This window comes from Gemella haemolysans (genome assembly GCF_001553035.1).
Taxonomy (GTDB): Bacteria; Bacillota; Bacilli; order Staphylococcales; family Gemellaceae; genus Gemella; species Gemella haemolysans_B.
This window is the reverse complement of record NZ_KQ959982.1, coordinates 1-17,756: the sequence shown is the minus strand read 5'-3', so window position 1 is coordinate 17,756 and position 17,756 is coordinate 1. Positions and strand designations below refer to the sequence as shown.

General features: G+C 32.6%; 15 protein-coding genes and 2 other annotated features. Of the genes, 2 read left to right on the top strand and 13 right to left on the bottom strand.

Features of this window, described 5'->3' with window-relative positions:
• Positions 1 to 9: 9 nt before the first annotated feature.
• The 3 genes from gyrB to yaaA are packed head-to-tail and all read right to left on the bottom strand — an operon-like array spanning position 10 to position 3,308.
• Positions 10 to 1,926 (bottom strand): DNA topoisomerase (ATP-hydrolyzing) subunit B, encoded by a 1,917-nt coding sequence (gene gyrB / locus HMPREF3186_RS06820; RefSeq protein ID WP_060914511.1) that lies wholly within the window; start codon positions 1,924 to 1,926, stop codon positions 10 to 12.
• A 40-nt stretch (positions 1,927 to 1,966) separates the two neighbouring features.
• Complete coding sequence (gene recF, locus HMPREF3186_RS06815) at positions 1,967 to 3,103, bottom strand: DNA replication/repair protein RecF (RefSeq protein ID WP_060914510.1); 1,137 nt, start codon at positions 3,101 to 3,103, stop codon at positions 1,967 to 1,969.
• Positions 3,093 to 3,308: a S4 domain-containing protein YaaA gene (yaaA, locus tag HMPREF3186_RS06810; RefSeq protein ID WP_003144994.1), complete on the bottom strand. Its 216-nt coding sequence runs from the start codon at positions 3,306 to 3,308 to the stop codon at positions 3,093 to 3,095. The genes recF and yaaA overlap by 11 nt, the downstream gene beginning before the upstream one ends.
• Positions 3,309 to 3,685: 377 nt before the next feature.
• Here yaaA and HMPREF3186_RS06805 point away from each other — a divergent pair, with 377 nt between their 5' ends.
• The gene (locus HMPREF3186_RS06805; RefSeq protein WP_060914509.1) at positions 3,686 to 4,504 is read left to right on the top strand and encodes a choline kinase family protein; all 819 of its coding nucleotides are present in this window, start codon (positions 3,686 to 3,688) and stop codon (positions 4,502 to 4,504) included.
• Positions 4,505 to 4,610: 106 nt separating this feature from the next.
• Here the strand turns inward: HMPREF3186_RS06805 and rplT are convergent, their stop codons facing one another.
• The 10 genes from rplT to HMPREF3186_RS06755 all read right to left on the bottom strand — a co-directional run bounded on the left by rplT (position 4,611) and on the right by HMPREF3186_RS06755 (position 17,036).
• A complete protein-coding gene (gene rplT, locus HMPREF3186_RS06800) occupies positions 4,611 to 4,970 on the bottom strand; it encodes a 50S ribosomal protein L20 (RefSeq protein WP_003144917.1) in 360 nt (119 codons plus the stop codon).
• Between the two features lie 63 nt (positions 4,971 to 5,033).
• Positions 5,034 to 5,228, bottom strand: coding sequence for a 50S ribosomal protein L35 (gene rpmI, locus HMPREF3186_RS06795; protein WP_003145690.1), 195 nt, complete (start codon positions 5,226 to 5,228; stop codon positions 5,034 to 5,036).
• A gap of 26 nt (positions 5,229 to 5,254) precedes the next feature.
• Positions 5,255 to 5,782, bottom strand: coding sequence for a translation initiation factor IF-3 (infC, locus tag HMPREF3186_RS06790; protein WP_003145601.1), 528 nt, complete (start codon positions 5,780 to 5,782; stop codon positions 5,255 to 5,257).
• A gap of 30 nt (positions 5,783 to 5,812) precedes the next feature.
• Positions 5,813 to 5,926: a sequence feature (ribosomal protein L20 leader region), on the bottom strand.
• 91 nt (positions 5,927 to 6,017) lie between these two features.
• Positions 6,018 to 9,698, bottom strand: a complete 3,681-nt coding sequence (gene rpoC, locus HMPREF3186_RS06785; protein ID WP_060914508.1) for a DNA-directed RNA polymerase subunit beta' — start codon at positions 9,696 to 9,698, stop codon at positions 6,018 to 6,020.
• Positions 9,699 to 9,769: 71 nt separating this feature from the next.
• Positions 9,770 to 13,576, bottom strand: coding sequence for a DNA-directed RNA polymerase subunit beta (gene rpoB / locus HMPREF3186_RS06780; RefSeq protein WP_060914507.1), 3,807 nt, complete (start codon positions 13,574 to 13,576; stop codon positions 9,770 to 9,772).
• Positions 13,577 to 13,726: 150 nt separating this feature from the next.
• The gene (locus HMPREF3186_RS06775) at positions 13,727 to 14,323 is read right to left on the bottom strand and encodes a class I SAM-dependent methyltransferase (RefSeq protein ID WP_060914506.1); all 597 of its coding nucleotides are present in this window, start codon (positions 14,321 to 14,323) and stop codon (positions 13,727 to 13,729) included.
• Between the two features lie 153 nt (positions 14,324 to 14,476).
• Positions 14,477 to 14,839 carry a 50S ribosomal protein L7/L12 gene (gene rplL / locus HMPREF3186_RS06770; protein ID WP_003146330.1) on the bottom strand — a complete coding sequence of 121 codons (363 nt, stop codon included), beginning with the start codon at positions 14,837 to 14,839 and terminating at the stop codon, positions 14,477 to 14,479.
• 51 nt (positions 14,840 to 14,890) lie between these two features.
• Positions 14,891 to 15,391 carry a 50S ribosomal protein L10 gene (rplJ, locus tag HMPREF3186_RS06765; RefSeq protein WP_060914505.1) on the bottom strand — a complete coding sequence of 167 codons (501 nt, stop codon included), beginning with the start codon at positions 15,389 to 15,391 and terminating at the stop codon, positions 14,891 to 14,893.
• Between the two features lie 32 nt (positions 15,392 to 15,423).
• Positions 15,424 to 15,556 (bottom strand) — a sequence feature (ribosomal protein L10 leader region).
• A gap of 87 nt (positions 15,557 to 15,643) precedes the next feature.
• The gene (locus tag HMPREF3186_RS06760; RefSeq protein ID WP_060914504.1) at positions 15,644 to 16,381 is read right to left on the bottom strand and encodes a MerR family transcriptional regulator; all 738 of its coding nucleotides are present in this window, start codon (positions 16,379 to 16,381) and stop codon (positions 15,644 to 15,646) included.
• A gap of 127 nt (positions 16,382 to 16,508) precedes the next feature.
• On the bottom strand, positions 16,509 to 17,036 hold the full coding sequence (locus HMPREF3186_RS06755) for a QueT transporter family protein (protein ID WP_060914503.1): 528 nt from the start codon (positions 17,034 to 17,036) through the stop codon (positions 16,509 to 16,511).
• Between the two features lie 377 nt (positions 17,037 to 17,413).
• Between HMPREF3186_RS06755 and rpsT the strand changes: the two genes are divergently transcribed.
• Complete coding sequence (rpsT, locus tag HMPREF3186_RS06750) at positions 17,414 to 17,656, top strand: 30S ribosomal protein S20 (protein ID WP_003145397.1); 243 nt, start codon at positions 17,414 to 17,416, stop codon at positions 17,654 to 17,656.
• Positions 17,657 to 17,756 lie beyond the last annotated feature (100 nt).

The window sequence follows — 17,756 nt, the reverse complement described above, 5'->3', positions numbered from 1 at the left end:
CCTTTCTTTCTAAATGTCTAAGTTTATAACATTTAGCGCATTATCTTCGATAAATTTACGTCTTGGTTCTACTTTTTCACCCATTAATGTATCGAATGCAGCATCTGCTCTTTGAGCATCATCAACACTTACTTGGTACATTAAACGGTGGTCTGGATCCATCGTTGTATCCCATAATTCTTCTGCGTTCATCTCTCCAAGACCTTTGTATCGTTGAACAGTATACTTTTTATCTCCAGCATGTTCTTCAATATTTTGTTTAAGTTCTTCTTCTGTATGGCAGTAGAATTCTTTCTTACCTACTTTTAATCCATATAGAGGTGGTCTAGCGATATACACATATCCTGCATCGATTAATTCTCTCATATATCTGAAGAAGAATGTTAATAATAATGTTCTAATGTGACTTCCATCGACATCGGCATCGGTCATAATAACGATTTTGTGATAACGAAGTTTATCGATGTTTAATGTTTCACCAATACCCATTCCAATAGCTGTAATTAATGAACGAACTTCATCGTTAGCTAATACTTTATCAATTCTTACTTTCTCTACGTTCAGAATTTTACCTTTAAGCGGTAAAATAGCTTGGAATTTACTATTACGTCCAAGTTTTGCACTTCCTCCCGCAGAGTCCCCTTCGACTAGGAATAATTCGCATTCAGCTGCATCTTTACTTGAACAGTCTGCAAGTTTCCCTGGTAGATTAGTAAATTCTAATGCATTTTTACGACGTGTAGATTCTCGAGCTTTCTTTGCTGCTATTCTAGCGCGTGATGCTTGAAGACCTTTTTCAACAATTATTTTCGCTGTTTTTGGATTTTCTAATAAGAATCTATCTAATTCTTCAGAGAATAGCTTGTTAGTAATAGTACTCATTTCTGAGTTACCTAGTTTAGTTTTTGTTTGTCCTTCAAACTGTGGGTTTGGGTGTTTAATAGAGATAATCGCAACAAGCCCTTCACGAACATCATCACCTGTTAAAGATTCTTTATCCTTAATAAGTTTATTTTTCTTACCATAAGCGTTAATTATTCTTGTAAGTGCAGTTTTAAATCCACTTTCGTGAGTACCACCCTCATGAGTATTAATGTTATTTGCATAACTTAAGACATTGTTTGAATATCCTGTGTTATATTGCATTGAGATTTCTACTTCTTTACCATCCATCTCACCGTGAACATAGATAGCTTCATGTAAAGCATCTTTATTCTCATTTAACATCTCTACATATTCTAATAATCCACCTTCATAACAGAAAGTTTCTTCTTTTTCTTGTCCTGCTCTTTCATCTTTAAGAATAATTGTTATTCCTTTGTTTAAGAAAGCAAGTTCTCTAATACGTGTTCTTAAAATATCGTATTCATATACTGTTGTTTCTTGGAAGATTTCTGGATCTGCTTTAAAACGAATAGTTGTTCCAGTTCTATCAGTATCTCCAACTACAGTAATACCTTGAACTACATCTCCTCGTTCAAATTTCATACTGTAAATTTTCCCATCACGATGAACAGAAGCTTCTAAGTTAGTTGACAAGGCATTAACTACACTGGCACCAACCCCATGAAGACCACCAGATACCTTATATCCGCCGCCTCCGAATTTACCACCGGCATGGAGTACTGTAAGGATAACTTCAAGTGCTGGTTTACCTGTTTGTTCTTGAATATCTACAGGAATCCCACGACCATTATCCTCTACTCTTATCCAATTTCCTTCTTCAATTGCTACTGTTATTGTATTACAATATCCAGCTAAGGCTTCATCTATTGAGTTATCTACTATTTCCCAAACAAGGTGGTGTAGACCTTTACTAGATGTAGAACCAATATACATACCTGGTCTTACCCTAACAGCTTCTAATCCTTCAAGGACCTGAATCTGATCGGCATTATATTCTTGTGTTTTTTTATTTTCTACCATGATTTTTCCTTTCATTTTAGTAAATTCATAAATAAATTTTCTAAACTATTTCACTAATGTTTCCATCCTCTATTTTGAAAACTTTAGCCTTTTTTAATAAATCTTCTTTAATATCTGATATTGAAGGTGTCGTAATGAATGTTTGTACATTTTCATTAATTGCATCTAATAATTTTAGTTGTCTATTTTTATCCAATTCGCTCAGCACATCATCTAATAGCAATACAGGATATGTTCCCGTTTTTTCTTTTAGATAATTTATTTCAGCGAGTTTAAGTGATAATACTATACTTCTTTGTTGACCTTGAGAGGCATACATTTTAGCATCAAGATCATTTATATAAAATTCTAGATCATCATGCTGTGGTCCGATTTTTGTACTACCTCGCATAATATCATCAAAAGATTTTTTCATCATGACTTTCGTCAAGTTTTCTTCAGTAAAAGACTCATCATTTATCTCTGAAATATTCAATGCATCTAAAACCGAACTTTTATATTTAATTTTTAAAGTTTCTTGTCCATTAGATATATTCAACATATTTTTATATGTTAACTTAGAAATGTCTTGAACAAACGACACTCTCTCTTTTGTAATGTATAGTGCTACTTTCGCGAGCTGAGAAGTAAGAGTTTCTAGATACGCTAGAGACATTTCATCTTTTGGATTCTTTCTCATATCTTTTAAATATGAATTACGCTGTTTTAAAAGATGTTGATACATTAAGTAGTATTTATGATAAATACGTGAGAATTGATAGAACTCACGATTCATAAATTCTCTGCGTAGCGCTGGAGAACCTTTAACAATCTGCAAGTCTTCTGGGGAGAAAAGAACAACGTTTAATTCACCAACAAAATCAGTTAGCTTCGTTTTCTTTATTCCAGCAATCTTTGCACTTTTACCTTTATTATTAATTCCTAACATTATGTCTAATTCTCTATTATTTTTATTCACAATACAAGACATAGCTGTCGCTGTTTCTCCAAACATAATACACTCGCTATCACTCTTTGTTCTGTAGCTTTTTCCAAGTGCCAAACAAAAAATAGACTCTATAATATTAGTTTTTCCATTCGCGTTGTTTCCTACTAAAACATTAAGCGAGGGATGTACTTCTATATTCGTAGATAAATAATTTCGAAAGTACAGTAATTTTAAACTTTTAATTTTCATTAATTATTATAAATTCATTTCCTTCTAATTTTATCACATCATTTGAATATAACTTTTTCCCTCGTCTGTTTTCTAGCTCTCCATTAAGCTCAACTTCTACTTCTTGTAAAAAGTATTTAGCTTCTCCGCCTGAACCTATAAATCCTTCTAATTTTAAGAATTGAGCTAATGTAATATACTCACTATTAATAAAAACTTCTTTCATTTCACACCTCCTATGATATTTAAAAATGAAACTATGTGTATATAAATATATTTTATACATTATAATTATATCAAATTTCTTATTTTTTTTCAACAACCACCATTTTTTTTATAAATTTTCAATTTAAAATATCTATATATACCAGCTATTTTTAAAGATTAGTATCAATTTAAGTTCACATAAATAATATAGTGTGTATTTATAAATTTATTTCAAAACTAATGGAAATATATTATAAAAAAAAATAGTATTTTAATAAAAATTTAAAAATTAATTTTATAAACAATGTAATCGTTTTTCTTTCAACTTTAGTTAGTTTATTATATAATTATAGTGAAAAAGGATTTTATATTTCAGAAACTAAGGAGGATATTGATATGTACAATTTAGATAAATTAGAAAAAATTTTAAAAGGAAAAGTAATCTCATTAGAAGAAACGAGTTATGGAATCACCAATAAGAACTATATTATTATAACGGACAATAATAAATATTTCTACAGAACTTCTAAAGATTCTACAAATATTGTAAATAAAGATAACGAAAGAGAAGCTATTAATCTTCTAGCTAATGAAAATTACTTTCTTAAACCAATATTCTTCAATAATGATAATCTAATTACAGAATTTCAACCTAATCCGAAAACATTTATTTCACAAAGAAAATTATCAACTATCATAAGAATAGGTAAACTTCTTAATAACTTTCATTCAAAAAAATTTCAAGCTGAGCATATATTTGATCCTATTAAACAATTTTATAATTATTATAATCAAATAGATGAAAAAAAGAATATTTTAGATCAATACTTGTACATTATAGATGAATTTAGAAAGTTCTATGAACCTGACAGATTATGTCACAATGACTTAGTTGAAGGTAATTTCTTATTTTCAAGAGATAAATTATATTTAATAGATTTTGAATATGCAGGATTTAATGATTATTACTTCGATATAGCGAGTTTCATCTCAGAAAATGATTTAAACTACGAGGAAACAATTACCTTCTTAAAAGCTTATTTTAGTAATGAAGAATGCAATTATAAGAAACTAGATGTATTTTTACAGTTTTGTGATTTATTATGGTATACGTGGGCAATTTTATTATATGAAAAACGAAGAGAAGAAATATATAATGAAATTGCTCAAGCAAAGCTTCATAGATTAATTAATCCTAGAAAGATAGTATATTAATCAATAAAACACCTTAAAGAGCTTATAAATGACTCTGTAAGGTGTTTTATAATATAAAAAAAGAATACTTACAAAATTTTGCAAGTATTCTATAAATTATCTTTAATTATTTAGCTAAAGCTGCTTTAGCTTGTTCACAAATGCTTGTGAATGCTGCTGCGTCGTGGATAGCGATTTCTGATAACATTTTTCTGTTAATATCGATTCCAGCAACTTTAAGTCCGTTCATTAGACGGCTGTAAGATAATCCATTTAATCTTGCAGCTGCATTAATACGAACGATCCATAATCTTCTGAAGTTACGTTTTGTTTGACGACGGTCTCTGAAAGCATACATTCCTGATTTCATTACTTGTTGCTTAGCAACTTTGAATAATGTATGTTTTGAACCAAAATATCCTTTAGCTAGTTTTAAAACTTTTTTACGGCGACGACGAGTCACAGTTCCACCTTTAACACGTGGCATATCTAATTCCTCCTTATGTATAACTTAAATAAGTATTTACGCTATAATTAATCTTCTTTAATATTATTTAACTAATAAAGTTCTAATACGTTTGTAATCACCACGAGATACTAATGAAGCTTTACGTAAGTGACGTTTTTGTTTAGTAGTTTTTCTTGAAAACCAGTGAGAAGTATAAGCACGGCTACGTTTTAATTTACCGCTAGCTGTTTTTTTCACACGTTTTGCTAAACCACGGTGAGATTTCATTTTTGGCATTATCAAATTCCTCCTATATTAAACCTTTATTTCTCTTTTTTTGGTGCTAGAACTAAGAACATACTGCGACCTTCCATTTTAGGTTTTTGTTCGACAGTAGCTATATCGCTAGCTTCGTTAGAAAAGTTTTCTAAAACTTTCTGTCCAATTTCTTTGTGGGTGATTGCTCTCCCTTTAAAACGAATAGAAACTTTAACTTTGTCTTCTTTTGCTAAGAATTTACGTGCATTTTTCAACTTAGTTTCAAAATCGTGTTTTTCAATTGTTGGAGATAATCTTATCTCTTTTGTTGTTACGATTTTTTGTTTCTTACGTGCTTCTTTTTCTTTCTTTTGTTGTTCGAATTTGAACTTACCGTAGTTCATAATTTTAGCAACTGGTGTTTTAGCATTTGGAGCTACTAGAACAACATCTAAGTTCATACGCTCTGCAATTTGCATCGCTTCTGCCTTAGTTTTAACTCCTAATTGTTCTCCATTTTGACTAATTAAAAGAAACTCTTTCGCTTTAATACCTTCATTTACTTGTGCAGTATCTTTACTAATGATCAGCACCTCCTATTTATAAAATTCATTAAATACTAAAAGCATTAAAAAAAACTGAGTGCAAAACACCCAGCATAAAATTCTACATTTCATCTACATAAACCTGAACAATCATTATTGGCAGGTGAGAAACGGGTGCTTCTACTTTTGTATTCAACATTATCTATTTTACATACTTTTTATAGATTTGTCAATAGGAATATAATATTTTTTTATATTCCTATTAACTTTTCTATGTTCTAAATTAAATAGATCCTAATTCTTCGTGTAATTCTTCTTCAATTGGTCTACTTAATTCGTTATCCATTTCTAATTCAAGCTCATTTTCAGCTTTGATATCTACGTCATTATATCTTGCCATTCCTGTTCCTGCTGGAATTAGCTTACCAATAATAACGTTCTCTTTAAGTCCCATAAGTCTATCAACTTTTCCTTTAACAGCTGCGTCTGTAAGAACACGAGTAGTTTCTTGGAATGAAGCTGCAGATAAGAAACTTTCAGTTTCTAATGATGCTTTAGTAATACCTAGAATTACAGGCTTAGCTGTAGCCATGTTTCCACGTACCGCAAGGATTTTTTTGTTTTCATCTGTGAATTTGTGAATATCAACTAATGAACCTGGAAGTAAGTCAGTGTCTCCAGCATTGATTACACGTACTTTTCTTAACATTTGACGTACCATAACCTCAACGTGTTTATCACTGATTTCTACCCCTTGCATACGGTAAACTTTTTGTACCTCAGTTAATAAGTAACTCTGTACAGCTTCTAATCCAGCAATTGATAGTAATTCTTTTGGTTCAATAGAACCTTCTGTTAAAGCTTGACCACGTTTAACTTTGTCGTCTTCTTTAACTAACATACGGCTTGCTCCGTAGTCTTGATATTCTCTTTCTTCACCGATTTCACTTAATACGTAAATTCTACGTACGTGATTATTATCGATTTCAACTTTTGTAACTGTTCCATCTACTTCTGAGATTAATGCCTTACCTTTTGGATTACGCGCTTCAAATAACTCTTGAATACGAGGTAAACCTTGAGTGATATCGGCACCGGCAACCCCACCTGTGTGGAACGTACGCATTGTAAGCTGTGTACCAGGTTCTCCGATAGATTGAGCGGCAATTGTACCAACTGCTTCCCCAACTTCTACTTTTTCACCTGTAGCTAAGTTTTTACCATAACATTTCTCACAAACTCCGTGACGAGAGTTACATGTAAATGCTGATCTTATAACAACACTTTCGATTCCAGCTGCTTCAATTTCTTTAGCTGTATCTAGAGTGATTAATTGACCATCTTCAACGATAACTTTTCCTGTCTCTGGGTGAACAACAGTTTCTTTACTGTATCTACCTTCAAGACGTTCTTGTAAGCTTTCGATTTCATCTGTTCCATTTTTAAGTGCAGCAACTCTTAATCCACGAGATGTACCACAGTCGTTTTCACGAACGATAACATCTTGTGCAACGTCTACAAGACGACGAGTTAAGTAACCTGAGTCGGCTGTCTTAAGCGCAGTATCGGCAAGACCTTTACGCGCTCCGTGAGAAGAGATGAAGAACTCTAATACTGTTAGTCCTTCTTTAAATGATGAACGTACAGGCATTTCCATGATACGTCCTGATGGAGATGCCATCAGACCACGCATTCCGGCTAACTGAGTAAAGTTAGACGCGTTACCACGGGCTCCAGAGTCACTCATCATGTAGATTGGGTTAGTAGCTGGAAGAGAGTCCATAAGTTGATCTTGGATGATATCTTTTGCTTTTGCCCATTGAGCAATAACGTTTTGATATCTTTCTTCTTCAGTTAATAGACCACGTCTGTATAATGTTGTGATTTTATCAACATTAGCTTGTGAGTCTGCTAAAATTTCATATTTATTAGGTAAGACGAATACATCACTTACCCCTACTGTAATACCAGCTCTTGAAGAGTATTTGAATCCTAAATCTTTCATTCTGTCTAACATCATAGATGTTTCAGTAATGTGGAATCTGTTAAAGATTTCAGAAATGATTTTCGATAAGAAACCTTTTTTAAATGGTGTTACAGCTTCTTGTTCAGCAATGTATTCTCTTAATCCACCTTCTGATAAATCGGATGGTGATACGAAATATTTATCAGGAGTTTCTGATTCTAAATTATCTTTTGTAGGTTCATTTAGATAAGGGAATCCTTCTGGTAATATATCGTTAAAGATTACTTTACCGATTGTAGTAACAAGTAATTTTTTGTTTTGTTCTTCTGTGAACGTTGGGTTTTCAAATGATTTAGCCGCGATACCAACACGTGTGTGAAGGTGAATATATCCATTTTGATATGCTATTCTTGCTTCATCGGCATCTTTGAAAATCATACCTTCCCCTACTGCTCCAGGTCTTTCAAGTGTTAGGTAGTAGTTACCTAATACCATATCCTGAGATGGAGTAACTACTGGTTTACCATCTTTAGGGTTAAGGATGTTTTGTGCAGCTAGCATAAGCATACGTGCTTCTGCTTGTGCTTCTTTTGATAAAGGTACGTGAACGGCCATTTGGTCACCATCGAAGTCGGCGTTAAACGCTGTTGTTACAAGAGGGTGAAGACGAATTGCACGTCCTTCAACTAAGATTGGTTCGAATGCTTGAATACCTAGTCTGTGAAGAGTCGGGGCACGGTTAAGTAATACCGGGTGCTCACGAATAATATCTTCTAAGATATCCCATACATGATCTTCCATTCTTTCGATTTGGTTTTTAGCATTTTTAATGTTATTAGCTAACTCACGTTTAACTAATTCACGCATTACGAATGGTTTGAATAATTCAAGTGCCATTTCTTTAGGTAATCCACATTGGTACATTTTTAAGTTTGGACCAACTACGATTACTGAACGTCCAGAGTAGTCAACACGTTTACCTAATAAGTTTTGACGGAAACGACCGTGTTTACCTTTTAACATATTAGATAATGATTTCAATGTTCTGTTACCAGGACCTGTTACAGGACGACCACGACGTCCGTTATCGATTAATGCATCAACAGCTTCTTGTAACATACGTTTTTCGTTTTGTACAATTAACCCTGGAGCTTTAAGTTCGATAAGTTTTTTCAGACGGTTGTTACGGTTAATTACACGTCTGTATAAATCGTTTAAGTCACTTGTTGCAAAACGTCCACCATCTAATTGAACCATAGGTCTTAATTCAGGTGGGATAACTGGTAATACAGTCATAATCATCCATTCTGGTTTATTTCCAGAGTGCTTAAACGCTTCGAATACTTCAACACGTTTGATGATTTTTACAACTTTTTGACCAGATTTATAGTTGCTTTCACTTAATTCTTTAAGTTCATTTTTAAGGTCTTTAAGTTCTTTTTCAATATCTAGTTCAGCTAATAGATCGCGAATCGCTTCAGCTCCCATTTTAGCTACGAAAGAGTTTGCTCCAAATGTGCTACGTGCTTCACGTACTTCACGCTCAGATACAATTTGTTTCTTCATGAAGTCAGTTTCACCTGGATCAATAACAATGTAAGAAGCAAAGTAAATTACTTCTTCCAATTGTCTTGGACTAAGGTCAAGTAGAAGACCCATTCTACTTGGAATACCTTTGAAATACCAAATGTGGCTGACTGGGGCAGCTAATTCTAAGTGCCCCATTCTTTCACGACGAACTTTAGCTAAAGTTACGTCAACTCCACATTTATCACATTTAATGTTTTTATATCTAACTCTTTTGTACTTTCCACAAGCACATTCCCAGTCTTTTGTTGGACCAAAAATTCTTTCACAGAATAGCCCATCATTTTCCGGTTTTAAAGTTCTATAGTTAATTGTTTCAGGTTTTTTAACCTCTCCATAAGACCAACTTCTGATTTTTTCAGGAGAAGCTAAACTAATTTTCATATATGCAAAATTATTTACGTCTATCAAGGAGCATACCTCCTTTATTTTTTTGTATAAATGCCTTGAATAGTTCTTTGTGATTAATTGTAAAATTTATATTATTCTTCATCAGTATCATCTTCAACGTCTTCATACTCATCTGTATCTGACATTAAAAGACTAGCTAATGCTTGATATCCTGAAGTTTCTTCACTTGATTCTTCTTCAACTTCTTCTTCTGAATCAGATAGAATTAAGTTAGCTAAACTTTGATATCCATTTTCAGTGTTTTCTTTTGAAGCTTTTTCAGTATCAGTAGCTTCTTCTTCATTGTGGTTGTGGTGGTGTGATTCGTGGAAATCAATTGTATCTCCTAAATCTATATCACCCATGTCTACTTCGTTATCTTCATTATCCATTACTCTGAAGTCCATACCTAGTGCTTGAAGTTCTTTCATAAGTACTCGGAATGATTCAGGAACTCCTGGACGTGGAATGTTTTCACCTTTAACAATAGCTTCGTATGTTTTAACACGACCATTAGTATCATCTGATTTGTACGTTAAGATTTCTTGAAGAGTATATGCAGCACCATAAGCTTCAAGTGCCCATACCTCCATCTCACCAAATCTTTGTCCACCGAATTGAGCTTTACCTCCAAGTGGTTGTTGAGTAACTAATGAGTATGGTCCAATTGAACGAGCGTGAAGTTTATCATCAACCATGTGTGCAAGTTTAATCATGTACATTACCCCTACAGATACACGGCTGTCGAATGGTTCACCTGTACGTCCATCATAAAGAACTGTCTTAGCATCTTTTGCCATTCCAGCTTCCGCAACTGTAGACCAAACATCTTCATCAGTAGCACCATCGAATACTGGTGTAGCTACGTGAATTCCAAGTTGTTTAGCAGCCATACCTAAGTGTAGCTCTAATACTTGCCCAATGTTCATACGAGATGGAACCCCAAGTGGGTTTAACATTACGTCAACTGGTGTACCATCTGGTAGGTAAGGCATATCTTCTTCTGGTAAGATGTTTGAAATAACCCCTTTGTTACCGTGACGACCGGCCATTTTATCTCCTACACGGATTTTACGTTTTTGGACGATAAATACACGTACAAGTTCATTTACACCGTTAGGTAATTCAGCACCATCTTCACGTTTAAAGATTTTAACATCAGCAACTACTCCATCAGCACCGTGAGGTACACGTAATGAAGTATCACGTACTTCTTTAGATTTAGCTCCAAAGATAGCATATAATAATTTTTCTTCTGGAGTTTGTTCAGTTAATCCTTTCGGTGTAACTTTACCTACTAAGATATCTCCATCTTTAACTTCAGCACCAATGCGAATGATTCCTCGTGCATCCAAGTTTCTAAGTGCATTTTCACCTACGTTTGGAATTTCACGAGTAATTTCTTCTGGCCCAAGTTTTGTATCACGAGCATCTGTTTCATACTCTTCTACGTGAATAGAAGTATAAACATCATCTTTTACAAGACGTTCACTCATGATAACAGCATCCTCATAGTTATATCCATCCCAGTTTACGAATGCTACTACAAGGTTTTTACCTAAAGCTAATTCTCCTTTATCCATAGATGGTCCATCTGCAAGGATATCTTTAGGTTCTACTCTATCTCCTACTTTTACGATTGGTTTTTGGTTGTAAGCAGTAGAGTGGTTAGAACGTACGAATTTGTGAATTACGTATGTATCTAAATCACCTTTAATTTCTTTACCTTCTAGAGTTTCAATACGACGTACTTTAATTTTCGCTCCATCTACGTATTCAACGATACCTGGATATTTAGCGATAACCGCAGCTCCTGAGTCACGTGCTGCTAGGTGCTCCATACCCGTACCAACGAATGGTGCTTCAGTAATCATTAATGGTACTGCTTGACGTTGCATGTTCGCTCCCATTAGGGCACGGTTAGAGTCGTCATTCTCTAAGAACGGAATACATGCAGTGGCAGCAGATACTACCTGTTTAGGCGATACGTCCATAAAGTTCATCATTTCACGAGGTTTAACTGTGTTATCTCCTCTGAAACGACATACTACTTCTTCATCTACGAAGTAACCTTTTTCATCAACATTAGCTGTTGATTGTGCTACTACGTATTTATCTTCTTGATCAGCTGTTAAATATTGTACGTTTTCAGTTACGTATGGACGACCTTCTCCATCAAATTCAACTTTTCTATATGGAGTCATAATAAATCCAAATTCATTTATACGCGCAAATGATGAAAGTGAGTTGATAAGACCGATGTTTGGTCCCTCTGGTGTTTCAATCGGACACATACGACCATAGTGTGAATAGTGAACGTCACGTACTTCCATTCCAGCACGTTCTCTTGTTAAACCACCAGGTCCAAGTGCTGATAAACGACGTTTGTGAGTAAGCTCACTTAATGGGTTTACTTGGTCCATGAATTGTGAAAGTTGAGAACTTCCAAAGAATTCTTTGATAATTGCTGTAACTGGTCTTACGTTAATTAGTTGTTGTGGAGTAATTTCGTTTGTATCTTGAATACTCATACGTTCACGAACAACACGTTCCATACGAGAAATACCTACACGAATTTGGTTTTGTAATAATTCACCGATACAACGTAGACGACGGTTACCAAGGTGGTCAATATCATCTACACGTCCGATTAATTCAAATTCAAATCCGTCATTATTTCTACGAGTTCTGATTAATAATAGATAGTAGTTGATACTTGCTACGATATCAGCAATTGTTAATGTTAGAACATCTTTATTAGGTGCTCCATTACCAATTACGTGTAATACTTGATCATCAGTTAATTCATCGATATCATAGTCATTACCTACTTTAACTTGGTTTACAATTTTGAATAATTGTAATTTTAGGCTATCACTTCCATCAAGACTTTCATTCATATCGAATTCAACTACGTTAGCTGTAGTTCCTAATTCTTCATAAATTCCATCAATGATTTCACGTGTTAATTTAGTACCTTTTTCTACTAAAATTTCTCCTGTTTCTGTATCAACGATCGGTTCAACTAGAATTTGGTTTTCTAGACGTTCACCAACGTGAAGTTTGTTATTTAATTTATAACGTCCTACTTTAGCAAGGTCATATCTTCTTGGATCAAAGAATCTACCGTGTAAAGTTGCTTTTGCAGTTTCTACGTTAGCTGGCTCTCCAGGACGTAATTTATCATAAATTACTTTTAACGCAGTTCCTGTGTCTAGGTTTTCATCTTTTTCTAATGTGTTTAATAGTTCTGTATCTTCACCGAATAATTTAATAATAGATTCGTCAGATTCAAAACCTAACGCTCTAATAAGCGTTGTTAAAGGAATTTTTCTAGTTCTGTCAATACGAGCATAAACTAATCCTTTAATATCTTTTTCAAATTCCAACCAAGCTCCTCTGTTAGGAATAACAGTTGTTTTATAGGCATTTGGAATATTTTTAACTTTAAGTTTGTCATCTTCTGTAAAATATACAGAAGGCGAACGTACTAATTGAGATACAATTACACGTTCTGCACCATTGATGATAAACGTTCCAGTTTCAGTCATCAACGGTAATTCACCCATAAATACTTCTTGTTCTTTAATTTCGTCACGTTCTTTATTAATTAAACGTACGCGCACTCTTAAAGGTGCTGAATATGTAGCGTCACGTTCTTTAGACTCATCAACATCATATTTAGGAGTTCCCAATTTATAGTCGATAAATTCTAAACTTAATTTATCATTATTACCTTCTATTGGTGATACATCTTTAAAAACATCTTTTAGACCAGTTTCTAAAAATTTATCATAAGATAAGGTTTGAATTTCAATTAAGTCCGGTAAATCAATTACCTCTGATATTCTAGCATAGCTACGTCTTTGTCTGTGCTTACCAAATTTAACTTTTTGCAACTGTGTCACCTCTCAGCTTTTCTCTTAAAAACTAAAAAGAAAATATATATATTTTCTCTTACTTACTTATATAATTTTGGCAATCCTATCTAAAAGAAAATAGAATTACTTGCAATATATCATTTTATCATAGTCATAGCAAGTTGTCAATTATTTTACGGCTTTCAGGATATAGTAACCCTTATTTTTCGTTACTACTTCTACCATTGAAAATGTATCTTCTAATAATTTTTTACAACTAGCCATTCCTTGTTTTTTTTGTATAACCACCCAAAGCTCACCTTGAGCATTTAGATGTTCATAACTATCTGTCATTATTTTATGTACAATTTTTTTCCCTGCTCTTATAGGCGGGTTTGTTAAAACTATATCAAATGTTCCTACAACATTGTCAAAGGAACTACTTTCCAGTACTTCTACTTCATTTTCTATTTTGTTTAGTTCAATATTTTTTTTAGATAATTCTAATACTCTATTGTTTACATCTACCATAGTAAACTTGTATGTCGGGTATTTTTTTGCTAAGAATATAGATATTACTCCATAGCCACATCCAATATCCGCTACCTTAGCATTTTCTTTATTCGTAGTGAAACTTTCTAACATTGTTTTAGTTCCAAAATCTACACTCTCTTTAGAAAATACTCCATTATCTGTATAAAATTTCAAATTCTCATTCGCTATTGTTGAGTTGATAATTTTTTCACGACTTTCGGTCGTCGGATTATTTGTATAATAATGTTCCATAATAAAGACACCTCTTAAAATGAAAGAAAATAGTATATCCCATAGCTAGACACTTGAGATATACTATTTTTGTTATTATCATCGTATCAAATATTCTCAAATAGAATATTATTGTTTATTTACATCTATCTTTTTATCTACTTAGAATAGAAATTATTTAACTTCTACAGTTGCTCCAACTTCTTCTAATTTAGCTTTGATTTCTTCAGCTTCTTCTTTAGAAACTCCTTCTTTAAGTGTTGCTGGCGCACCATCAACTTTTTCTTTAGCTTCTTTTAGTCCGTCTCCAGTGATTTCACGAACAACTTTGATTACTTTAATTTTTGAGTCTCCAGCGTTAGCTAAAACTACGTCAAATTCAGTTTTTTCTTCAGCAGCTCCAGCAGCAGCTCCACCAACTACAGCTACAGGTGCAGCAGCAGTTACTCCGAATTCTTCTTCAATTGCTTTTACTAAGTCGTTTAATTCTAAAACTGACATTTCTTTGATAGCGTCTAAAATTTGTTCTTTAGTCATTATAAATTTCCTCCGATTTTTAAATTATATATTTTTAATATTTTTTATTTATTAAGCTTCTTGTTCAGCTTTTTGGTCTGCAACAGCTTTAACAGCTAAAGCAGTATTGCGCATTGGCGCTGTTAACACAGATAGTAACATTGAAAGTAATCCTTCGCGGCTTGGTAATGACGCGATAGCTTTAATTTCAGATTGATCTGCTACTTTTCCTTCTATAACACCAGCTTTTAGTTCTAAGTTTTCGTGTTGTTTAGCGAAATCGTTTAAAACTCTAGCAGGAGCTACAGCATCGTCTGCTGAGAAAGCGAAAGCATTTGGTCCAGTTAGAACTTCGTCTAATCCTTCAATTCCTGCTTGCTCCATCGCACGACGAACTAATGAGTTTTTATAAACTTTAAAAGTTAAACCTTCGTTACGCATGTTGTTACGTAATTCTGTTACTTCCGCAACATTTAATCCACGGTAGTCAGCAATAACAACTGAAGAACTTGCTTTAATTTCTTCTGCGATTTGATTTACTAACTCTTGTTTTCTCTCAATAGCTTTTGACATTGAACTTCCTCCTAAGTAGATTTATCAATTTCAGTACCATTAAAAAAACCTTCTTGCATGCGAGAACATACAAAAAGGCACATAAGTTTCTTTTCGAATTTTGTCCTCGGTAGGTTAATTAAGGATTTCTCCCCCTACTGTCTACGGTACATTTTCAACTGACTTATTTATTCTAATATATATAATTTCATTTGTCAATAGTTTTTTAAAAAAATTTTAAAAGAATTCTAAATTATCCATTTCTTCTATAGATTACTTGTTTAATCTACTTTTACAATATGCATTTATGGCTTTTGAAGTATATTCAGCCACCCCTTCTCCAAATTTATCTATATTATTTTTAAATTCTGGATTTTGAGAATATCCTTTTCCTATATAGGAGAATACTTCTACACTACAATCAAAAGCATACTTATTCATATAGTTATATAATTCTTCGACTTTCGATTGAACTTCTTTTTCTTCTATATCTATATTATTTTTTCTATATTCAGCCATTGAACGAAAAACACTATTAAATTTCTCAGAAACGATATCTTCTTTACCACTCTGTCTTTTTTTAGATTCTTCTATTGTTCCTTTTCCATATTTTTCTATAGCTTGATCTTCATACTTATTCAAGTCCTCTTTTTTAAATCCGTTAAATTTTTCTTCTATAGTCATTTTTTGTTCTCCTTTATATGTTTTTATTGTTTTTTCTATATTATGAAGAATTATTTCAAAATTCTCTTTTTCTTTTAAAATTAATTCACGTTGCTGTTCAAGTATTTTTAAACTATCAATATCTGCATCAAGTAATTCTTTTATATCATTTAACTTAAACTTTAGAAATCTATAAAATAGAATCTTTTGAAGTTTATCTAAATTCTCATCTGAATAATCTCTATACCCATTATTTAATTTTTCTGGAATCAATAATCCTATCTCGTCATAATATTGCAACGTTCTTGCACTAACTCCTGTAAGTTTTGCGACTTCATTTATTCTCATCTTCGCTCCTAAATTCTCAATATATTTCACCAGTAATATACCTATTATATACTATCACGTTACGTAAAGGTCAATACAAAAACAAAAAAAATCGCTAAGTAAATTTCTTAACGATTTTTTATGAATATTATTCAAATACTTTTTTAAGATCAATAGCTTTATTTAGGGCTTCTGTAATAACAATACCGATTACCATTACAACAACTTGTGATAATAAAAGCGATCCATAAATTGCTGTGAACGCTTCAAAGTCGAATGGCACTCTTGCAGAGTTTTCACCGCTAAAAATAGCAATTTCATATGCAATTATTGGCATACAAACCACTAAGTAAATAACAATATTAAGGATGTGTCTAGCGATTCTATTTTTTACGAATTTGAATACAAAAACACTGATAGCTAATGCTAAACCTGTTCCTAGTGTTCCAAAGAACACATCTACTATACCAAGTGGACTAAAAATATTTGCTATTGCTACACCTAAAGTTATAGGGAACCAATATTTTTTACTAAATACCACTAATTGAGATAGTGATTCACTAATACGTAATTGAATAGCACCGTATGAAAATGGTGCGATAGCAACTGTTAAAACAACATAGATAGCTGCTATTAATGCTTGAATAGTTAATACTTTAACTGTATTATTTCTCATTATATATCTCCTTGTCTTGTTTAAGAGAAATTAAAGAAGTACTGATTAAGAGAAATCAGTACTTCAAGTTTTTTTTATAGATGGATCTCTCAAACATCTTTTATTATAATAAAGTCAGAAGACAAATAACCTTACCTATGTAAAATTAAATATCAACGTCATTTATACTAACACATATTATATCCATTAGTCAATAAAAATATAAAAAAATTATAAAAAAATAATGTAATCCTAAAATTTTTATAAAAATATCTTGCATTTACAATTTTAATATGTTAAAATGAGGTAGTTGTATCTAACAACACTTAATTCATTGTAATTAAGAATATTAATTAATATTTCTTAGTAATAAAAATTATAATCAGGAGGTGAATCGAATGCCAAATATTAAATCATCAGTATTAAGCGTAAGAAAAGATGCTAAAACTAATGCTGCTAACACAGCTAAAAAATCTGAAATGCGTACAGCTATTAAAAAAGCTAAAGTAGCTAAATCTGAAGGTGCTGCTAACGCTGCAGAGTTAGTAAACCTTGCTTACAAAAAAATCGATAAAGCTGCTAAAACTAACTTAATCCACAAAAACGCAGCTGCTAGATATAAATCAAACCTAGCTAAATAATTATATTAACTACTCAGACTTCTGAGTAGTTTTTTTAGGTTGTATACTAAATCCGGGGCATGGAAAAGATTCCAGCCCCGGATTTCAATTTTTATATACA

Excerpts from the sequence above, each read along its gene's own strand:
- yaaA (WP_003144994.1), bottom strand. The coding sequence starts at position 3,308 with ATGAAAGAAGTTTTTATTAATAGTGAGTATATTACATTAGCTCAATTC.
- HMPREF3186_RS06760 (WP_060914504.1), bottom strand. The coding sequence starts at position 16,381 with ATGAGAATAAATGAAGTCGCAAAACTTACAGGAGTTAGTGCAAGAACG.
- gyrB (WP_060914511.1), bottom strand. The coding sequence starts at position 1,926 with ATGGTAGAAAATAAAAAAACACAAGAATATAATGCCGATCAGATTCAG.
- rpsT (WP_003145397.1), top strand. The coding sequence starts at position 17,414 with ATGCCAAATATTAAATCATCAGTATTAAGCGTAAGAAAAGATGCTAAA.
- rplL (WP_003146330.1), bottom strand. The coding sequence starts at position 14,839 with ATGACTAAAGAACAAATTTTAGACGCTATCAAAGAAATGTCAGTTTTA.
- rplT (WP_003144917.1), bottom strand. The coding sequence starts at position 4,970 with ATGCCACGTGTTAAAGGTGGAACTGTGACTCGTCGTCGCCGTAAAAAA.
- HMPREF3186_RS06775 (WP_060914506.1), bottom strand. The coding sequence starts at position 14,323 with ATGGAACATTATTATACAAATAATCCGACGACCGAAAGTCGTGAAAAA.
- recF (WP_060914510.1), bottom strand. The coding sequence starts at position 3,103 with ATGAAAATTAAAAGTTTAAAATTACTGTACTTTCGAAATTATTTATCT.
- HMPREF3186_RS06755 (WP_060914503.1), bottom strand. The coding sequence starts at position 17,036 with ATGAGAAATAATACAGTTAAAGTATTAACTATTCAAGCATTAATAGCA.
- rplJ (WP_060914505.1), bottom strand. The coding sequence starts at position 15,391 with ATGTCAAAAGCTATTGAGAGAAAACAAGAGTTAGTAAATCAAATCGCA.
- rpmI (WP_003145690.1), bottom strand. The coding sequence starts at position 5,228 with ATGCCAAAAATGAAATCTCACCGTGGTTTAGCAAAACGTGTGAAAAAA.
- HMPREF3186_RS06805 (WP_060914509.1), top strand. The coding sequence starts at position 3,686 with ATGTACAATTTAGATAAATTAGAAAAAATTTTAAAAGGAAAAGTAATC.